The organism is Streptomyces sp. NPDC021096 (genome assembly GCF_040641275.1).
Classification (GTDB): domain Bacteria; phylum Actinomycetota; class Actinomycetes; order Streptomycetales; family Streptomycetaceae; genus Streptomyces.
This window is the reverse complement of sequence record NZ_JBFADG010000006.1, coordinates 1-19,520: the sequence shown is the minus strand read 5'-3', so window position 1 is coordinate 19,520 and position 19,520 is coordinate 1. Positions and strand designations below refer to the sequence as shown.

The 19,520-nt window shown below is 71.6% G+C and carries 14 protein-coding genes and 2 pseudogenes; 10 read left to right on the top strand and 6 right to left on the bottom strand.

The features are described from left to right. Positions 1 to 2: 2 nt before the first annotated feature. Positions 3 to 920 carry a sugar ABC transporter permease gene (locus AB0G59_RS11840; RefSeq protein ID WP_360910527.1) on the top strand — a complete coding sequence of 306 codons (918 nt, stop codon included), beginning with the start codon at positions 3 to 5 and terminating at the stop codon, positions 918 to 920. Next, positions 920 to 1,843 carry a carbohydrate ABC transporter permease gene (locus tag AB0G59_RS11835; protein ID WP_360910525.1) on the top strand — a complete coding sequence of 308 codons (924 nt, stop codon included), beginning with the start codon at positions 920 to 922 and terminating at the stop codon, positions 1,841 to 1,843. The genes AB0G59_RS11840 and AB0G59_RS11835 overlap by 1 nt, the downstream gene beginning before the upstream one ends. A 22-nt stretch (positions 1,844 to 1,865) precedes the next feature. Here the strand turns inward: AB0G59_RS11835 and AB0G59_RS11830 are convergent, their stop codons facing one another. Then, a complete protein-coding gene (locus AB0G59_RS11830) occupies positions 1,866 to 2,267 on the bottom strand; it encodes an ATP-binding protein (RefSeq protein ID WP_360910523.1) in 402 nt (133 codons plus the stop codon). A gap of 485 nt (positions 2,268 to 2,752) precedes the next feature. Here AB0G59_RS11830 and AB0G59_RS11825 point away from each other — a divergent pair, with 485 nt between their 5' ends. From AB0G59_RS11825 to AB0G59_RS11800, 6 genes and pseudogenes are all read left to right on the top strand, one after another. After that, positions 2,753 to 3,955 carry an ROK family transcriptional regulator gene (locus AB0G59_RS11825; RefSeq protein WP_360910521.1) on the top strand — a complete coding sequence of 401 codons (1,203 nt, stop codon included), beginning with the start codon at positions 2,753 to 2,755 and terminating at the stop codon, positions 3,953 to 3,955. A 166-nt stretch (positions 3,956 to 4,121) separates the two neighbouring features. Further along, the gene (locus AB0G59_RS11820; RefSeq protein WP_360910519.1) at positions 4,122 to 5,231 is read left to right on the top strand and encodes a substrate-binding domain-containing protein; all 1,110 of its coding nucleotides are present in this window, start codon (positions 4,122 to 4,124) and stop codon (positions 5,229 to 5,231) included. 37 nt (positions 5,232 to 5,268) lie between these two features. Continuing rightward, positions 5,269 to 6,054, top strand: a pseudogene (locus AB0G59_RS11815) (ATP-binding cassette domain-containing protein); the annotation flags it as partial. 74 nt (positions 6,055 to 6,128) lie between these two features. Then, positions 6,129 to 7,427, top strand: a complete 1,299-nt coding sequence (locus AB0G59_RS11810) for a sugar ABC transporter permease (RefSeq protein ID WP_360910517.1) — start codon at positions 6,129 to 6,131, stop codon at positions 7,425 to 7,427. A gap of 217 nt (positions 7,428 to 7,644) precedes the next feature. Next, positions 7,645 to 9,609, top strand: a complete 1,965-nt coding sequence (gene dxs / locus AB0G59_RS11805) for a 1-deoxy-D-xylulose-5-phosphate synthase (protein ID WP_360910846.1) — start codon at positions 7,645 to 7,647, stop codon at positions 9,607 to 9,609. 221 nt (positions 9,610 to 9,830) lie between these two features. Then, the gene (locus AB0G59_RS11800; RefSeq protein WP_360910515.1) at positions 9,831 to 11,360 is read left to right on the top strand and encodes an amino acid permease; all 1,530 of its coding nucleotides are present in this window, start codon (positions 9,831 to 9,833) and stop codon (positions 11,358 to 11,360) included. A gap of 70 nt (positions 11,361 to 11,430) precedes the next feature. Here AB0G59_RS11800 and AB0G59_RS11795 read toward each other — a convergent pair whose 3' ends face one another. After that, positions 11,431 to 11,823, bottom strand: coding sequence for an NTP pyrophosphohydrolase (locus tag AB0G59_RS11795; protein WP_360910513.1), 393 nt, complete (start codon positions 11,821 to 11,823; stop codon positions 11,431 to 11,433). 111 nt (positions 11,824 to 11,934) lie between these two features. On the opposite strand from AB0G59_RS11795, the gene AB0G59_RS11790 reads away from it, so the two are divergent. Beyond that, entirely contained in the window at positions 11,935 to 13,026 is a 1,092-nt protein-coding gene (locus AB0G59_RS11790; protein ID WP_360910511.1) for a hypothetical protein, read from the top strand. A gap of 22 nt (positions 13,027 to 13,048) precedes the next feature. Here AB0G59_RS11790 and AB0G59_RS11785 read toward each other — a convergent pair whose 3' ends face one another. The 4 genes and pseudogenes from AB0G59_RS11785 to AB0G59_RS11770 all read right to left on the bottom strand — a co-directional run bounded on the left by AB0G59_RS11785 (position 13,049) and on the right by AB0G59_RS11770 (position 18,158). Next, on the bottom strand, positions 13,049 to 14,158 hold the full coding sequence (locus tag AB0G59_RS11785; protein ID WP_360910509.1) for an NlpC/P60 family protein: 1,110 nt from the start codon (positions 14,156 to 14,158) through the stop codon (positions 13,049 to 13,051). A 30-nt stretch (positions 14,159 to 14,188) separates the two neighbouring features. Next, positions 14,189 to 14,671 (bottom strand): poly-gamma-glutamate biosynthesis protein PgsC/CapC, encoded by a 483-nt coding sequence (locus AB0G59_RS11780; protein WP_071963471.1) that lies wholly within the window; start codon positions 14,669 to 14,671, stop codon positions 14,189 to 14,191. 74 nt (positions 14,672 to 14,745) lie between these two features. After that, positions 14,746 to 15,927 (bottom strand): annotated as a pseudogene (pgsB, locus tag AB0G59_RS11775) (poly-gamma-glutamate synthase PgsB); the annotation flags it as partial. Positions 15,928 to 15,932: 5 nt separating this feature from the next. Beyond that, positions 15,933 to 18,158 carry a HAMP domain-containing protein gene (locus AB0G59_RS11770; RefSeq protein ID WP_360910507.1) on the bottom strand — a complete coding sequence of 742 codons (2,226 nt, stop codon included), beginning with the start codon at positions 18,156 to 18,158 and terminating at the stop codon, positions 15,933 to 15,935. A 214-nt stretch (positions 18,159 to 18,372) separates the two neighbouring features. Here AB0G59_RS11770 and AB0G59_RS11765 point away from each other — a divergent pair. Then, positions 18,373 to 19,520 (top strand): hypothetical protein (locus AB0G59_RS11765; protein ID WP_360910505.1); only part of this gene is annotated, 1,148 nt, incomplete at its 3' end.

The window sequence follows — 19,520 nt, the reverse complement described above, 5'->3', positions numbered from 1 at the left end:
CCATGCAGCACGGTAAGTACCGCTTCATCGCGGGGTTCTTGATCCTGCCCCTGACGATCTACGGCATCTTCGTCATCTCGCCGTTCGTCCAGGCCGTCTACTACTCCTTCACCGACTGGACCGGACTGAGCCCCGACTTCAAGGTGACGGGATTCGAGAACTACCAACGGCTCTGGAACGACGACGTGTTCTGGAAATCCGTGGGCCACAACGTCCTGCTGTTGCTGATATTGCCGCTGGTGACGCTCGGGCTCGGGCTGTTCTTCGCCTTCATGCTCAATCTCGGCGGCCGCCGCAGGAAGAACGCGGCGGTGGCCGGGGTCCGCGGCTCGAGCTTCTACAAAATCGTCTACTTCTTCCCGCAGGTGCTCTCGATCGCCATCGTCGCCCTGCTCTTCCAGTTCGCCTACAACCCCAACAGCGGCGCCCTGAACTCCTTCCTGAGCGCGATCGGCCTGGACTCGGTGCGGCCCGAATGGCTGGGCGACCCCTCCCTCGCGCTGTGGTGCGTCATGGCGGTGATGGTCTGGAGCAACGTCGGCTTCTACGTCGTGCTGTTCTCGGCCGGCATGAGCTCCATTCCGAAGGACTTCTACGAGGCCGCCCTGCTGGACGGCGCCAACCGCATCCAGACCTTCTTCCGGATCACGCTGCCGCTGCTGTGGGACACCGTCCAGACCGGCTGGGTCTACATGGGCATCATGGCGCTCGACTCGTTCGCCGTCGTCCAGATCATGACCGTGGGGCCGGGCGGACCGGACTACTCCACCGAGGTCCTGTCCTTCTACCTCTACACCAAGGCGTTCCGGGACGGGCAGGCCGGATACGCGACGACCCTGGGCGTCGCCCTGCTCATCGTCACCCTGATCTTCGCGGGCCTCGTCATGAAACTCGGCCGGCGCGAGCGGCTGGAGTACTGATGGCAGTCACCACGGACCCCACGGAGGGGAACGGCACCGCGACCCCGCCCGCCGACAGGACCGCCGCCGGGGCGACCCGCGGGCGCATGGGCAGCGAGGGGACGGTCCTCAACGTCTTCTCGCACGGCGTCCTCGTGCTGTGGGCCCTGATGGTCACCCTGCCGCTGCTGTGGGCGGTGATGAGCGCCTTCAAGACGGACAGGGAGATCTTCACCTCGCCCTGGGCGCTGCCGTCCGGCCTGCACTTCGGCGCTTGGAGCCGGGCCTGGTCGCAGGCCCACATGGGCGAGTACTTCCTCAACTCCGTCGTCGTGGTGGCCGGCTCGCTCGCCGGCACCATGCTGCTGGGCTCGATGGCCGCCTACGTACTGGCCCGCTTCGACTTCCCCGGCAACCGCTTCGTCTACTTCCTCTTCGTCGGCGGGATGAGCTTCCCCGTCATCCTGGCGCTCGTACCGCTGTTCTTCGTGATGAAGAACATGCAGCTGCTCGACACCTACCACGGGCTGATCCTGGTCTACATCGCCTACTCGCTACCGTTCACGATCTTCTTCCTCAGCGGCTTCTTCCGGACGCTGCCCACCTCCGTCGCCGAGGCGGCCCTGATCGACGGGGCCTCGCACACCCGCACCTTCTTCCAGGTGATGCTGCCCATGGCCAAGCCGGGCCTGATCAGCGTCGGGATCTTCAACTTCCTCGGCCAGTGGAACCAGTACCTCCTGCCCACGGTCCTCAACGTCGGCGACGAGGACAAGAAGCTGCTGCCGCAGGGACTGGTCGCGCTCGCGGTCAGCCAGGGGTACAAGGGCGACTGGTCCGGGCTCTTCGCGGGCCTGGTCATGGCCATGCTGCCGGTCCTCGCCGCGTACATCGTCTTCCAGCGGCAGGTCCAGGCGGGGCTGACGGCCGGCGCGCTCAAGTAGTCCCGGGCCCGGCCGGGCCCGCTCAGGCCAGGGTGAACCAGACCGCCTTGCCCCCGCCGTGCGCGGCGGGGGCCACCCCCCAGGCCGTGGCGCAGCTGTCGATCAGGGCCAGCCCCCGCCCCGACTCGTCGCCCGCGCCCGCGCTGCGCCGGGCCGGGGCCTTCGAGCCCGTGTCGTGGACGGCCACGTGCAGGGTCCGGGAGCGGCAGCTGAGGTGGACCGTCACCGGGGACTTGGCGTGCACCACGCCGTTGGTGACCAGCTCCGTGGCGAGCAGGCAGGCGGTGTCGGCCAGGTCGTGGCGGCCGTGCCGGCCCAGCGCGAGGCGCAGCGCGTTGCGGACGATGCCGATCATCCAGGGCTGCGCCGGGATCCGGAGTGTGTACCACCAGTCGGCGGTGGCCAGTTGAGGGTCCTCGCACATGCTCCGCTCTCCGTTCGTTCTTGCCGCGGAAGCCCCCAACTATCGGGCAGTGCGCCGGGGCGCGGCGCGCCGGCCGGGGGCCGGGCGGCCGGCGCCGCCGGTGGTTATGTCGGATGAACATGCCGCACAACGGCTTGAGTGCGGACATGACCAGATCCGTCGGGCGGTGGAGCGGCGGGGGTCGGATTCGCCCGTTCGAGCTACCGCGCCCGGCCGGTGCGCGCCCACCCTCGGCGTACGGGGCAATGGTCCGCTCCGTACGATATGGGGTCGGCGCAAGGTCGCCGGGAGCCCCTGGAGGGGCCCGGAAGGTCTCGCTGAGGCAACGGTGCCGTGGCCGGGATCGGCGTCAAGCCCTTGACGTGGTGCAAGCCGTGAGGCGAGCTTAAGAGTTCACATGTTGTATGGATGGCCGGGCTCCAGAGCTGCAGCCCGGCCCTCGGGGCGGCCGTCGTGCCGTCCCGGTGAGGCGGGAGTGGATGGGCGTGGAGACTCCGGGGTCGCAGTCGTCGCTGCACCGGGCCAACCTGGAGCGGGTCGTGCGCGCGGTGCGCATGGCGGGGTCGCTCACCCAGGCCGAGATCGCCCGGACCACCGGGCTGTCGGCCGCCACGGTCTCCAATATCGTCCGGGAGCTCAAGGACGGCGGAACGGTCGAGGTCACCCCCACCTCCTCCGGCGGCCGGCGGGCGCGCAGCGTCTCGCTCTCCGGCGACGCGGGCATCGTCGTGGGGGTGGACTTCGGCCACACCCACCTGCGGGTCGCCATCGGCAACCTCGCCCACCGGGTGCTGGCCGAGGAGGCCGAGCCGCTGGACGTGGACGCCTCCGCCACCCAGGGCCTGGCGCGCGCGGAACACCTGGTCACCAGCCTGGTCAAGGCGACGGGGATCAGCCCGGACAAGATCGTCGGAGTGGGGCTGGGCGTCCCGGGCCCGATCGACGTGGAGTCCGGGGTGCTCGGCTCCACCGCGATCCTGCCGGGCTGGGCGGGCACCAACCCCCGCGACGAGCTCGCCGGCCGCTTGAACGTGCCGGTCCACGTCGACAACGACGCCAACCTCGGCGCCCTCGGCGAGCTGGTCTGGGGCGCCGGCCGGGGGGCCAGGGACCTGGCGTACATCAAGGTCGCCAGCGGCGTGGGCGCCGGCCTGGTGATCAACGGGCAGATCTACCGCGGCCCCGGCGGCACCGCCGGCGAGATCGGCCACATCACCCTGGACGAGTCCGGCCCCGTCTGCCGGTGCGGCAACCGCGGCTGCCTGGAGACCTTCACCGCGGCCCGCTACGTCCTGCCGCTGCTCCACTCGGCCCACGGCACCGACCTGACCGTGGCGCGGATGGTGCGGCTCGCGCGGGAGGGGGACCCGGGCTGCCGGCGGGTCATCTCGGACGTCGGCCGGTACATCGGCAGCGGCGTGGCCAACCTGTGCAACCTGCTGAACCCCAGCCGCGTCGTGCTCGGCGGCGACCTCGCCGACTCCGGCGAGCTGGTGCTCGCGCCCATCCGCGAGTCCGTCTCGCGGTACGCGATCCCGAGCGCCGCCCGCCAGTTGGAGGTCGTCCCCGGAGCGCTGGGCGGCCGGGCCGAGGTGCTGGGCGCCCTGGCGCTCGTCCTCAGCGAAATGGGCGATTCGTCATTGCTGGACGAGACACTGCCCGCACCTGCCCCGACGGTGAACCGATAGGGCATTCGCCCGTTTCCCGTGTGGCGCTCTTGAGTTCACGCAGATAACGAATGGCATCGTTGCCATCTCGTTAAGAATTTACTTCTTGACGCTTCCTTGGCGGCCGAGTTGACTTCCAGCCACCTCGGCCGCAACGACGCGGCCTCGTCAGGGAGGTATCTGCATCATGAATTCGCATCTGCGTCGTGCCGGTGTGGCCATGGCCGCCGTTTCCATGGCCACCGCTCTCGCCGCCTGTGGCAGCGCCAAGGAAGCCGGCGACAACGGGGAGCAGAAAAAGGACAAGAAGGGCCCGCTGACCATCGGCCTTCTGCTCCCCGAGAACCAGACCGCGCGGTACGAGCGGTTCGACAAGCCGCTGATCGAGAAGAAGATCAAGGAATTGGCGGGGGCGGACGCCGTCGTCCTCTACGAGAACGCCAAGCAGGACGCCTCCGTCCAGCAGCAGCAGGTCGACACCATGATCACCAAGAAGGTCGACGCGCTGATCGTCGACGCGGTGGACGCGAAGTCGATCGCCAGCTCGGTCAAGAAGGCCAACGACAAGGGCATTCCCGTCGTCGCCTACGACCGCCTGGCCGAGGGCCCGGTCAAGGCCTACACCTCCGTCGACAACGAGCGCGTCGGCAAGATCCAGGGCGAGTCCCTGCTCAAGGAGCTCGGCGACAACGCCTCCAAGGGCAAGATCGTGATGATGAACGGCGCGGTCACCGACCCCAACGCCAAGATGTACAAGGACGGCGCCCACTCCGTGCTCGACGGCAAGGTCGAGGTCGGCAAGGAGTACGACACCAAGGAGTGGAAGCCGGAGAACGCCAACGAGAACATGAAGGGCGCCATCTCCTCGCTGGGCAAGGACAACATCGTCGGCGTCTACTCCGCCAACGACGGCATGGCCGGCGGCATCATCACCGCCCTCAAGAGCGCCGGCTTCGACAAGCTCCCGCCCGTCACCGGCCAGGACGCCGAGCTCTCCGCCGTGCAGCGGATCCTCTCCGACGAGCAGTTCATGAGCGTCTACAAGCCGTACAAGCCCGAGGCCGACGCTGCCGCCGAGCTGGCCGTCGCCCTGGCCAAGGGCAAGGGCACCGACGCGGTCGCCAAGACCACCGTCGACAGCGGCACCCAGAAGAAGATCCCCGCCATCATCGTCACCCCCTTCGCGCTGACCAAGGCGGACATCGGCCAGTACGTCGGCAAGGAGGGCTTCTTCACCCTGAACGAGATCTGCACCGAGAAGTACAAGGCGCAGTGCGACCAGGCCGGACTGAAGTAGGCCCCCAGGCTGCCGCCCCCTCGGGGCGGTGAAGGAGATGATTCACGTGTCCGCTACGCCCGTGCTGGCGTTGCGCGGAATCTCCAAGCGGTTCGGTGCCGTCCAGGCGCTCACCGACGTAGAGCTGGAGATCCACCCCGGCGAGGTGGTCGCCCTGGTCGGCGACAACGGCGCCGGCAAGTCCACCCTCGTCAAGACCATCGCCGGAGTGGGCCCCGCCGACGACGGCGTCATCGAGTGGGAGGGCCGGCCCGTCACCGTCGACCGGCCGCACGCCGCCCAGGAACTGGGCATCGCGACCGTCTACCAGGACCTCGCGCTGTGCGACAACCTCGACGTCGTCGGCAACCTCTTCCTCGGCCGCGAGATCGTCCGCGCCGGGGTGCTGGACGAGGTCGAGATGGAACGCCGCTCCCGCGAGCTGCTGTCCACCCTCTCCATCCGCATCCCCAGCGTCCGGATCCCGATCGCCTCGCTCTCCGGCGGGCAGCGGCAGACCGTCGCCATCGCCCGCTCGCTGCTCGGCGAGCCCAAGGTCGTCATCCTCGACGAGCCCACCGCGGCCCTCGGCGTCGAGCAGACCGCGCAGGTCCTCGACCTGGTCGAGCGGCTGCGCGAGCGGGGCCTGGGCGTCATCCTCATCAGCCACAACATGGCCGACGTGAAGGCCGTCGCCGACCGGGTCGCGGTGCTGCGCCTCGGCCGCAACAACGGCACCTTCGATGTCCGGACGACCTCCCAGGAAGAGATCATCTCCGCCATCACGGGCGCCACGGACAACGCCGTCACCCGCCGCCGCGCCCGCTCCGCGGAGGCCGCAGAGGCCGACACGGCAGGCGAGGCGGACAAGAGCACCCAGGCCGGCCAGGCCGAAGAGCCCGAGAAGGAGGCGGGCGCATGAGCACCGAGCTGCCCACGTCGTCCCCCGAGCCGGCCGCAGCCAACGGCAACGGCCAGGCCCCCGCCCACGAGGCCGTCCCCGCCGTCGACCCGCGCCTGCTGGTCCGCGAGGAAGGCTTCGCCGGCTACTGGAGCGAGTTCCGGCGCAAGCTGCGCAGCGGTGAGCTGGGCTCGCTGCCCGTGGTCGTGGGGCTCCTCGTCATCGGCCTGGTCTTCCAGATGCAGGACTCCGCCTTCCTGGGCGCCGAGAACCTCTCCAACCTCTTCGTCACCGCCGCCGGCACCGGCCTGATCGCGGTCGGCATCGTCTTCGTGCTGATCCTCGGCGAGATCGACCTGTCCGTCGGCTCGGTCAGCGGCCTGGCCGCCGCCATCTTCGCCGTCCTCAACGTCAGCCACGGCATGGCGGAGTGGCTGGCCTTCGTCCTGGCCATCCTCTCGGGCACCCTGGTCGGCGCGCTGCACGGGTTCTTCTTCGCCCGCATCGGCGTGCCCGCCTTCGTGGTCACCCTGGCCGGCCTGCTCGGCTGGAACGGCCTGATGCTGCAGGTGCTCGGCTCCAACGGCACCATCAACCTCGACGACTCCGGGCTGGTCGCGGGGCTGACCAACCACTACTTCGCCGACGTGGCCGCCGCCTACGGACTGGCCACCCTGAGCGTCGTGGCGTTCTTCCTGGTCTCCCTGCGCGACAGCAGGCGGCGCGAGGCGGCCGGCGTCCCCAGCCGCCCGCTGAGCGAGGTCGCCCTGCGCACGGCCGCCCTGGCGGTGCCCGCCTATCTGGTGGCGTGGCTGTTCAACCAGTACAAGGGCCTGCCGCTGGCCGTGGTGATCTTCCTCGGGGTCGTGGTCGCGCTCGACTTCGTGCTGCGCCGCACCTCCTACGGGCGGAAGGTCTTCGCCCTGGGCGGCAGCGTCGAGGCGGCCCGCCGGGCCGGCATCGACGTCGCCATGATCCGGATCTCCGTCTTCGCCCTCTCGGGGACGATGGCGGCGCTCGGCGGCATGTTCCTGGCCTCGCAGATCAACGCCGCGAACCAGTCCTCGGGCGCCGGCAGCCTGCTGATGAACGCCATCGCGGCGGCCGTCATCGGCGGCACCAGCCTCTTCGGCGGCCGCGGCAAGACCTGGTCGGCGCTGCTGGGCGTGCTGGTGATCCAGTCCATCGCCTCCGGCATGGCCCTGCTGGGCATCGCCTCGGCCGTCCAGTACATGATCACCGGCGCGGTGCTGCTGGCCGCCGTGGTGATCGACTCGGTCTCCCGCAAGACCCAGAAGACGGCCGGACGGGCGTAGCGCCCGTACGGACGAACGGGTGGCCCGGACCGGCGGCGGTCCGGGCCTTCCGTGTGACTTTCGGCGGGTTTAGATGCCCGCTGAGCCGATCGCGTGACATAGGTAGCATCACCCGTTCATCGCCACTGCAGGCGGAACATTAGACTCGACGGATCTAGAAGCTTCTATGAGCTTCTGCAAGCTTCTACAAGCCGACAGCTCGATGAAGGAGGCACGGGTGGCCCTGCTGACCCGCATCAGGGAACCGCGCGATCTGGACCGGCTGACCCCGGAGCAGCTCGACCGGCTGGCCGCGGAGATCCGCACCTTCCTCGTCGACGCCGTCTCCAAGACGGGCGGGCACCTCGGACCCAACCTCGGCGTGGTCGAGCTGACCATCGCGCTGCACCGGGTCTTCGACTCGCCCAAGGACAAGATCCTCTTCGACACCGGCCACCAGGCCTACGTCCACAAGGTCCTCACCGGCCGCCAGGACTTCTCGAAGCTGCGTGCCAAGGGCGGCCTGTCCGGCTACCCCTCGCGCGAGGAGTCCGAGCACGACGTCATCGAGAACAGCCACGCCTCCACGGTGCTGGGCTGGGCCGACGGCCTCGCCAAGGCCAACCAGGTCCTGGGCAAGGACGACCATGTCGTCGCCGTCATCGGTGACGGCGCCCTGACCGGCGGCATGGCCTGGGAGGCGCTGAACAACATCGCCGTCGCCAAGGACCGTCCGCTCGTGATCGTCGTCAACGACAACGAGCGCTCCTACGAGCCGACCATCGGCGGCCTCGCCAACCACCTGGCGACCCTGCGCACCACCGACGGCTACGAGCGCTTCCTGGCCCGCGGCAAGGACCTCCTCGAGCGCACCCCCGTCCTCGGCAAGCCCCTCTACGAGACGCTGCACGGCGCCAAGAAGGGCCTGAAGGACTTCATCGCCCCGCAGGGCATGTTCGAGGACCTGGGCCTGAAGTACGTCGGCCCCATCGACGGCCACGACATCGAGGCCCTGGAGTCCGCCCTGCAGCGCGCCAAGCGCTTCGGCGGCCCCGTCCTCGTGCACTGCCTCACCCAGAAGGGCCGCGGCTACAAGCACGCCGAGCAGAACGAGGCCGACCGCTTCCACGGCATCGGCGCCATCCACCCCGACACCGGCCTGCCCGTCGCCTCCGGCGGCGCCAGCTGGACCTCCGTCTTCGCCGACGAGATGGTGAAGCTCGGCCGCGAGCGCGAGGACATCGTGGCCATCACGGCCGCCATGATGCAGCCGGTGGGCCTCGGCAAGTTCGCCAAGGAGTTCCCCGAGCGGGTCTACGACGTCGGCATCGCCGAGCAGCACGCCGCGACCTCGGCCGCGGGTCTGGCCACGGGCGGTCTGCACCCGGTCTTCGCCGTCTACGCCACCTTCCTCAACCGCGCCTTCGACCAGGTCCTCATGGACGTGGCCCTGCACAAGTGCGGCGTGACCTTCGTCCTGGACCGGGCGGGCGTCACCGGCGACGACGGCGCCTCGCACAACGGCATGTGGGACATGTCGATCCTCCAGGTCGTCCCGGGCCTGCGCATCGCCGCACCGCGCGACGCCGACCAGGTCCGCGCCCAGCTGCGCGAGGCCGTCCAGGTCAAGGACGCGCCGACCGTCGTGCGCTACTCCAAGGGCACCGTCGGCCCGGCCGTCGAGGCCGTCGGCCGCGTCGGCGGCATGGACGTGCTGCGCCGGCCCGCCGAGGGCACGGTCAAGCCGGACGTCCTCCTCGTCTCCGTCGGCGCGCTCGCCCCGATGTGCCTGGAGATCGCCGACCTGCTCGACAAGCAGGGCATCTCCTGCACCGTCGTCGACCCGCGCTGGGTCAAGCCCGTCGACGAGGCCCTGCCGGGCCTGGCCGAGAAGCACCGCGTCGTCGTCACCGTCGAGGACAACGGCCGCGTGGGCGGTGTCGGCGCGGCGATCGCGCAGGCGCTGCGCGACGCGGGCGTCGACCTGCCGCTGCGCGACTTCGGCATCCCGCCGCGCTTCCTCGACCACGCCTCCCGCAAGGAGATCATGGCGGAGATCGGGCTCACCGCCCCCGACATCGCCCGCCAGGTCACCGGGCTGGTCGCCAAGCTCGACGGCCGATTCGAAGACGAGGCAGTCGAGGCCGCCGATGCGGCCGGGACCTCCGGTGCCTCCGAGGCCGTCGAGGCCGTACGCGACTGACGGCGGCTCACCCCCGTCGTCGCACCCTCCGCCGTGCCCCAGGGCCGGCCGGTCACCCCCTGTGCGGGTGGTCCGGTCGGCCCTTCGGCATGGATGCGTCTGTCCTCCATCGGGTGAATCCTGGACGGGGCGGCTGTGGCCGCACCCGTACGGCCCCGAACATCGCGGACACTCGATCGGTTCAGCAAGGACGAGTGACGCCGAGCAATGGAGGTGAGCCGATGAGCACAGAGCAACCCGTCCGAGGCAGCGGCCGCGGCCGGAGCGGAATGTTCCGGACCAAGAGCGTGGAGCAGTCCATCCAGGACACCGAGGAACCGGAGCACGCGCTACGGAAAGACCTCTCCGCCCTCGATCTCACCGTCTTCGGTGTCGGCGTCGTCATCGGCACCGGCATCTTCGTCCTCACCGGAAAGGTGGCCAAGGAGAACGCCGGGCCCTCCGTGGCGCTGGCCTTCGTCGTGGCCGGCGTGGCGTGCGGCCTCGCGGCGCTCTGCTACGCCGAGTTCGCCTCCACCGTCCCGGTGGCCGGGTCCGCGTACACCTTCTCGTACGCCTCGCTCGGCGAACTGCCCGCCTGGATCATCGGCTGGGACCTCGTCCTGGAGCTGGCGCTGGGCTGCGCGGTGGTGGCCGTCGGCTGGTCCGGCTACATCCAGTCGCTGATGGACAACGCCGGCTGGCACCTGCCCACGGCGCTGGCCGGGGTGCACGAGGGCAGTTTCGGCTTCGACATCCTCGCCGCCCTCCTGGTCCTGGCCCTGACCGGCATCCTGGTCGCCGGCATGAAGCTGTCCTCACGGGTGACGGCGGTCGTCGTCGGCGTGAAGCTCACCGTCGTCCTCATCGTCATCGTCGTCGGCGCCTTCTTCATCAGCGGCGCCAACTACGAGCCGTTCGTCCCGCCCTCCAAGACCGCCGAGGGGGGCAGCGGACTCACCGCCCCGCTGATCCAGGTGATGTTCGGCTTCACCCCGTCCAACTTCGGCGTCATGGGCATCTTCGCCGCGGCCGCCGTGGTCTTCTTCGCCTTCATCGGCTTCGACATCGTCGCCACCGCCGCCGAGGAGACCCGCAACCCCCAGCGGGACCTCCCGCGCGGCATCCTCGGCTCGCTCGCCATCTGCACGGTGCTCTACGTGGTCGTGTCCATCGTCGTCACCGGCATGCAGAAGTACGACACGCTCTCCACCAAGGCGCCGCTCGCCGACGCCTTCAAGGCCGTCGGCCACCCCTTCTGGGCCGGGCTGATCAGCTTCGGCGCGGCCGTCGGCCTCACCTCCGTCTGCATGATCCTGCTGCTCGGCCAGAGCCGCGTCTTCTTCGCCATGAGCCGCGACGGGCTGCTGCCGCGCTTCTTCTCCACCGTCCACCCCCGCTACGGCACGCCCTACCGCTCGACGATCCTCCTGGGCGTCGTCGTCGCCGTGGTCGCGGGCTTCACCTCGATCGACGTGCTGGCCGAACTGGTCAACATCGGCACGCTGTTCGCCTTCGTCGTGGTCGCGCTCGGCGTCATCATCCTGCGCCGCACCCGCCCCGACCTGCCGCGCGCCTTCCGCACCCCGTTCGTGCCCGTCGTCCCCGTGCTCTCCATCCTGGGTTCGCTGTGGCTGATGCTGAACCTCCCGGCCGAGACCTGGCTGCGGTTCGCCGTGTGGATGGTCCTCGGCGTCGTCGTCTACTTCATCTACGGGCGCCGCAAGAGCCGGGTCAGCGATTACGAGCGGGTCCAGCGGCCCACCGTCTGACCCCGTCCCCGTCCCGTCCGTACCGCCGTCCGCGTCCCGCCCGGGGCGCGGACGGCCCCGGGGGACGTCCTTACGGCCGTACCGTGCGCGGACCGGCCACCCCGGCCCCCAGCGCCCGGACCCGCTCCCGCAGCTCGCGGTCGGCGGTGACCACCACACAGCGCCGGCCGGGCTCGCGGTCGGCCACCACCGCCACGATCCGGTCGTCCCCGCTGCCGTCGGCCGCCTCCACCCGCACCCCCGGCACGCCGGCCAGGGCGCGCGCCGCGCCCTCCACCACCAGCACCACCTCGAGCGGGCCCGGCAGCGCGGGGTTCACCGCCCCCTCCGGCAGCCCGTGCGCCGCGTACTCCACCAGGCGGTCACGCAGCCTTCCGGCCGCGCCCAGCCGGTCGCGCCACCAGCCGTCGGGCACGCTGCCGACGACATTCGCGGCATCCACGACAAGAAGAGCAGCTGTCATGGCGACAGCCTCGCATGCCGCCCCGCGACCGGATTCCGCCGCCGGTCACAGTGTTATCGTCGAGGGCCCGCAAACGGGGTCCAGGGTCAAAGAGAGGCTGGTCAGCGAGTCATGGCAGTGCGGACGGCCACCACCACCGGCTGGTTGCTGCGAGGCGAGGACGGCCGGCTGACGGCCTACGCGCCGGTCCCGGGCGGCATCGTCCGCTGGACCGAGACCCGCCCCGGCGGCCCCGAGTGGAGCGGGCCCCAGCGGTTCGAGATGCCGGGCCTCGAGCCCTACGTCTCCATAACCCGGAGCGCCCAGGGCTACGTCTTCCTCGCCGGAGTGCGCCGCCGCGCCCACGAGGACGGCCGCGCCGAGACCGACGTCGTCTACACCACCCAGTTCCAGTCGGGCCGCGCCCTGACCCCCTGGCGCACCATCGGCACCCCCTACGGCCAGGACTGGGAGCGCGCCGACCAGATCGGCACCCCCGTCGCCGTCGTGGACGGCGTGGGCCTGCACCTGTACTTCCGCAACGCCGGCCGCGGCGTGAGCGGGCGCCGCCAGGACGCCCGCGGCATCTGGGGGCCGTGGCTGGACCTGCACGGCAGCCGCGTCCTCGACGCGGGGTCCGCCTGCGTGAGCGCCGACGGCCGCGTCGAGCTGCTCGCCTCCACCGCGGACGCCGTGCTGCGCTGGCGCCAGGAGGAGCCGGGCGGCCCGCTCAAGCGCGTGAAGGACACCGCCGCCAAGTCCCTGACCGGCTCGTTCACCTCCGCCCCGGCGGACGACGACCGCATCGGCCACTTCTGGCGCGCCGACGCGGACTCCGTCCTGCACGTCCAGCACGCCCCCGCCCCCGCGGGCGAGGAGAGCGCCGAGACCCCGGCCCCCCTCGCGCTGACCTCCCTGGGCACCGGCGGCACCGGCCCGGTCGCCGTCCTGCGCACCACCCTCGACGGCCAGGACTGCACGGTGCTGGCCCAGCGTTCCGCCTCGGGCCTGCCGGCCGTCGCCGCCTACGCCACGCGGGACGAGGCCGCCACCGACGCCGCCTGGTCCGAGACCGGCGAGGAGTGCGTGGGCGCCCCCGCCCTGGCCCTCGACGCCGCCGGCCGTGTGGTGGCCGCCGCCATCGCCGCGGACGGCACGCTGCGCGTGGCGCGCCAGCGCCCCGACGCGCGCGGGCTGGCGCTGGGGGACTGGGTACGGGTCTAGCACCCGGCCCGGGCCCCGTGGCTCACAGCCGCTTGGCGCTGCGCAGCCCCGTCGCGTAGAAGCCGTTGCCGTCGAGGCGGGCGGTGCCGCCCTTGTCGCCGAACGTGGGGCCGTTGGCCTCCTCGCGGCTGGAGATGAAGCGCGGCTTGCCGTCCGTGTCGAGGCCCATGTAGATCCCGACGTGGTCGAGGCGGTCGCCGGTGCGCTTGTCGATGTCGAAGAAGACCAGGTCGCCCGGCTGCAGCTTGTCGGTGGCCTCCGGCCGCCTGCCGCTCAGCTCCAGGACCGGGACGCCGGGGGAGAGGCGGGCCATGCCGTTGGCGGTGCGGGCCAGGCCGTCGCCCTTGGCGTCCTTGCCCAGCAGGGGGTAGCGGGCGCGGTAGCCGAAGACCGTGCGGACGAAGCCCGAGCAGTCCATGGCGCGCAGCCGCTGGGCCTCGGGCCGCTCGACGGTGCCGTCGCGGAAGGTGTAGGGGATGCCCAGGTAGTCGTAGAAGTCCGACTGCTCCAGGCGCATGTCGCCCGCCTCGGAGCCGCCCGGGTTGAGCGGGCCGAACTGGGCGTCGCCGGCGTAGACGATGCCGCGCGCGTCCTTCTTCTGGGGAGCGCCGTCCAGGTACTCCATGGAGATGGCGAAGATGTCCGGGTCCTTGGCGCCCAGGCTCCTGTCGAACCACTCCTTGAACCAGGAGTCCTTCTCCGCCCCCTCCTTCCAGGCCTCCGGCAGCAGCCGCACCCAGCTGTCGGTGACCACCTTGGCGGAGGTGAACTTCGCCTCGGCGAAGGTACGGCTGGGGCCGGTGAGTACGGCGGTGCGGGCGTTGTCGGTGAAGGTCGCCAGGACGCTGCCGTCGGCGGCGCGTACGACCGTACGGGCCGGATTCGCCAGCCGCTCGTAGCGGCGCTCACCGGCGGGGACGGCCTTGCCGCCGGAGGAGCCGCCCGAGCCGGCGCCCACGGACTCGACCGGCGGGGCCGTCCCCTGCTGCCGCTCGCGCAGCTCGACGGTCAGATAGGCGCTGGTGCCGAGCAGGCCGAGCACCACGAGCGTCTGCAGCGCGCGGCGGCCGCCCTGGCCCCGGGCCTTCTTCCGGGCCTTCGGCTTCTTGCGTTCCGTTGACTTCCGGGACATGGGTCTGTGCTCCGTCGGGAATCGGGGGGATCAGGCGGTGGGCATGAAGCCGAGCAGGATCCCGGCGGTCAGGACGACGTAGTTGGCGAGCGAGACCGTGCCGGTGGCCAGCAGGGTCGCACCGCGGGGCTGGCGCACCAGCTGATAGGCGATCAGACCGGGGACGATGAAGCCGAGGGTCTGGTTGGCGTACATCAGCGGGAACTGCTGCTGGAGGATCAGGTGCAGCGTCGCCTGCAGCACCACGCCGGTCAGCACGACGGCGGCGAACAGCCGCTTGCCGTAGAGGATGACGTGCCGCTGCAGCAGCAGCGTGCCCAGGTAGGTCAGGACGGTGATGCCGACGACCATGGCCGCGCGCTGGAGGTCCTCGACCAGGGTCAGGGCCAGCCAGCCGGGGGTGATCATGCCACCGGGGGAGAGGTTGGTCGTCAGATAGCAGACCAGGGAGAACAGCAGGCCCAGCGCGATCCCGATGGCGGCGATCTCCGGGGTGAGGACGGCGGGGATCAACGGAAGTCTCCTGAGGGATCTATGTACGTCGGGACATACACCGGCGGCTGCTCCGGCTCCGGCTCCTGCGCCGGCTCGTCCGCCGGCAGTTCGGCCAGCCGCTCCAGCAGCAGCTCGCCCTGGCCGTGGATGTTGCCGATGGCCACCAGCGAGGCGCCGGGGCCGAGGCGGTCGAGGATCTCCCGCTCCAGCTCGACCGCGTCGCGCCGGTCGCCGCCGAGGTCGACGACGCGGTCGCGCCACTCGGCGGGGATCGCGTCGTGGGCGCTCTTGGTGGGGTGGCCGATGAGGAAGACCGAGTCCGGGGCCAGCCGGGGGACGATCTCGCCCATCTGCCCGTTGCGCTCGACGCGGTCGGGACGGCAGTTGATGAGGACGTGCAGCGGCCGCTCGATGGCGCCCAGGCTCAGCAGCTGCTCGACGTTCATCAGCGTCGACTCGGGGTCGTTGGCCGCGAAGATGTTGGCGAAGCGGAACGGCATGCCCTCGGGGGTGCGGTAGCGCTCCACGGACAGCACGCCCGGGTCCGGCGGCGCGTCGTACATCCCCCGCAGCGCGGTGGCCCGGTCGACGCCCAGGAGCTCGGCGACGGCCAGCGCGATGGCGACGTTCTCCTTGAACGTGAACCAGCTGAAGCCGCGCAGCTCCGCGTCGCTGACCGTCTCCGGGTCCACGGCGATGAGCCGGCAGTCGCGCTTGTCGGCCTCCTCCCGCAGGATGTGCAGCCGGTCGCGCTCGGCCGTCACACAGATCCCGCCGTGCGGCATGGACCGGCTCAGGGAGCGCGCCACGTCGTCCAGGGTCGGGCCCATCTCGGCCAGGTGGTCCTCGCGGACGTTGCACAGCACGCCGATGGTGGAGCGGATCAGCTTGGTCTGGTTGACCTCCTGCAGGGCCGGCATGACGGCCATGCACTCGATCACCAGGGCGTGCGGGCGGTACGCGGCGGCGCGCCGCACGATGCCGATCTGCTCGACGACGTTGGCGATCCCGAACTTGCGGTAGACGGGCTCCTCGGTGGCGTCCGGGTGGATGAAGCGGGCCGCGGTGCCGGTGGTCTTGGCGACTGTGACGAGCCCGCCGCCGCGCAGCGCCCCCGCGCACAGGCGGGTGATGGAGCTCTTGCCGCGGATGCCGTTGATGAGCACCCGGGTGGGGATGAGGTCCAGGTTCACGAAGTGGCGGCGCTGCTCGACGATGCCGGCGACCAGGAGGACGACGCAGCAGATCACGAGCACGGTGTAGAGGAAGAGCACGGTGGTCAGGTCCTTCCGGAGGGTCGTGCCAGGCGCTGCCGGATCAGCTCCAGATTCCGCACGACCGCGCCGACCTCGTCGTGGTGCTGGGGGAAGAGCACCGTCTTGCGGTCGCCGCCGGCCAGGGCCTCGGCCCGGTCGGCGAGGGCGCGCAGCGGGCGGACGACGATGATGTGCAGCCAGCCCAGGCAGGCCACGGCGGCGCTCACGCCCAGCAGCCCGGCGAGCATGGTGCGCCGCTGGGCGGTGTGCTCGGGCAGCTCGAGCCAGGCGGTCGGCTGGGAGCTGATGACCTGCCAGTCCAGGTCCCGGACGGCGCCGCCGCCGGTGAAGGGCGAGGCCGCCGCGATGTCGGAGGAGCCGCCGGAGCGGTGCAGGAAGGCGGTGCCGTTGCCCTTTCCGCGCTTCTCCCCGGCGGCGTCCGCGAGGACGCCGAGATGGCTGGACGGCAGCTCGGAGAAGGCCCGGAAGCCGTGGCCCCGGTCGGCGGCGATCACGCGGTGGCCCTTGTCGACGAGCCAGACCCGGCCGAGGCCCGGCCGGGTGACCAGCGAGATCAGGAACTGCGGGTCGTACTCGCCGACCACCGCGCGGCCCTTGGCACCGGGCACGGCCGCGTAGGCGGCGATGACGGGTTCCTTGCCGGAGGTGTTGAGCTGGGCGACGCCGTCCGCGCGGGGCGGCTTGCCGTCCGGGTGGCGCGGGGAGTCCCCGGCCCGGGAGAGGACCTTGCCCTCGCCGTCGATCACATAGACCGCGCGGTAGCGGCCGTGCTCGCGCAGCGTCCGCTCCAGGACGGCCTTGTCGGCGCTCCCGGAGTCCTTGCCGGAGTCGTCCTTGCCGGCGCCGGCCGAGACGGTCCGCGCCACGGCGGCCACGTCGGCCCAGCCCTCGTTGAGCGCCCGGCGGACGCGGTCGGAGGCGGTGTCGGTGCGCCGGCGCTGGTCGTCGACGAGCTGCTGGGGCACGGCCACGCCGCTGCCGGCGCGGTTGACGAGCAGCAGCAGCGGAGCCGCCCAGGCGAGCAGGACGAGCGCGCACACCACGACCGTGGAGCGGGTGCCGAAGCCGCCGCGCGCCCGGCCCGTACGGGTGGGGCGGCCGCCCAGCAGCTGGCCGCGCAGGCTCTCCAGGGCGGCGCCGACACGGGCCGCCTCCCGGCCCCGGAAACGCGGCAGGGGGCGGTCCAGTTCGCCCCGGGCCAGCCTGCGGCTCTCCAGGTACAGGCGCAGCAGCGGCCGCTGGACCGTACGCAGCAGGATCCAGCCCACCAGCAGGGCCAGGACGAGCAGGATGCCGGCGGCGACGAGTCCGAAGGCCTGGGTGCGCACGGTCCGGGAGTCGTCGGTGACCTTGACCGAGGTGATCACCGACAGGCCCAGGGTGCCGGCCGAGCTCTTCTCGCCGGGCGCGCGGCCCGCGGCGGCGTAGCCCACGGCCGTACGGACGTCGCCGCGCACGTCGCCCATGAGGTGGCCGCTGGCGCCGGGGTGGCCGCCGGGCTCGGGGGTCTTCGCGGAGTCGGCGGCGGCCGTCTTGCGGGCCTTCTTCGCCCAGGACTTGCGGGTCACGGACGGGCCGTCGCTGGCCAGGACGGTGCCGGCGGAGTCCACGACCAGCAGGGAGCGGTTCTCGCCGGAGGAGATGCCCGGGACGTTGAGGGTGCCGGAGGCGACCAGCAGCCGGGTCCCGGCGTCGCCGCGCAGGGCGGCCACGACGAGCATCCGGGTCTCGCCGGAGGGCAGTTTCACCAGCCGCGGGCCGAGGACGTCGTCGAGGTCCTTGCCGCCCTTGTCGCCATCGCCGGGCCGGCCTTTCAGGACGGTCGCGAGCGGGATGTTCTCGCCGCGCGCGGCGAGCAGGGTGCCGCCCGCCGGGTCGACGACGGCGGTGCCGCGCCACTTGTTGTAGACCTTGCCGAGGGTGTCCAGCACGGTGTCGGGCGCCGTGGCGCCGCCGAACTGGGCCGCGGCGCGCTCGAGGTCGGTGATGCTCTCGTCGAGGGAGGCCCGCAGCGACAGGGCGCCGTCCTCGGCGACGTGCTGCTGCGAGGTGAGGACGGCCGTGTCGATCGCGGAGCGGTCCCGGTCCCCGAGCACCATCGCCGTCGTGCCCGCGACCGCCAGCAGCAGCGCCAGCAGGGCGGCTATCGGGGGTCGGGCGCCGCCCAGCAGAGGCATGTCGGCGCGGCGGCGGGCCTTGCGCCGGCGGGGGCCGCGCGAAGCGGGCAACAGTCTTCCTCTCGGTCGCGGCACGCGGGGCATGCCGGGACCACGGGGTGCCTGAACTGTCTGCCGCACTGCGTATGCGTATGCGTAAGGTAAAGCGCTCGAAGTCTAGGGAAATTCGAACGAATCACCAAAAGAGTCCGATCGGTCTTGATCGCACTCCTTGCTTTGCCATGCCTATACCAAGATCAATTACTGTGCCGGTATTTTTGCCGGCATGAAGCTCAAGCCGGCCCTGGCGGCCATCGTCAGGCCCGCGCTGCTCGGCGCGGTGACACTGGCGCTGCTCGGCGGCCTCGTCGGCTGCGCGCAGCCGACCGCCCGGCCGCACACGGGCCCTCAGGGCGGGGCGGCCGACGGCCGGCAGGGCGGGCCGGGGGAGGAGGGCACGCCCGTCGACCTCGGCCGGCGGATCACGGCCTTCACCGACCGCATCGACCAGAACGGGCGGTACCGCGTCCCCGCCGTCCACGACCGCAAGGCCGTCGCCGACGGCGTCCGCCTGCTGCTGGACGGCGACCGCGCGGCCGCCGAGCAGGCCCTGGACACGGCGGGCTACACCGTACGCACCCTCGTCGACCGGGCCGACGGCGGACGGCGGTACGCGGAGATCGCCGACGCCACCGCGGACGGGGACGCCACCCGGGGCTGGGGACGGGTCTACGTCGACCTGCGCGGCCCCGCCCGGTGGACGGTCCAGGTGCCGCACCCCACGGCCGACCTGCGCACCGAGCAGCTCGGACTCGGGCTGCTGCGCGGGGTCCCGGGCGGGGTGCTGATCCTGGCGGGCGCCTACCGCACGCTCAGTGACGGCGACGCCGACGGTGGCGGCGCCGGTGTCGGCTCGGAGGGTGACGCCGCGGCCGATGTCGCCCACCGGTCGGACTCGGTCTTCGCCGCGGTCGCCGACTCCCTCGCCGACCGCCGGCTCCCGGCGGTTCAGGTGCACGGCTTCGCCGACAGCAGCCTCCCCGACCAGGACGTGGTCGTCTCACCCGGCAAGGGCGACGCGGGGCTGCCCTCCGCACGGCGCCTGGCGGGCGGGCTGCGCAAGGAGGGGCTGCGGGTGTGCGAGGTGTGGCAGCGGTACTGCGGCCGGCTGGAGGGCCGCACGAATGTGGAGGGGGACCATGCGGATGCGGTGGGGGTGCCGTTCTTGCATGTGGAGCACAGTCGGCGGGTGCGGCTCGACGACGGGCTCGTCGTGAAGGCGGTGCGGGCGCTGGTGGAGGTGGCCCGGGGGTGGAGCACAAACGCCGGACGGGCTGGAACACCCGCCGGGCGGGGGTGCCGTTCCTGCTGGACGCCACGCAGTCGGTCGGCCAGTTCCCCGTCGACGTCCAGGAGATCGGCTGCGACATGCTC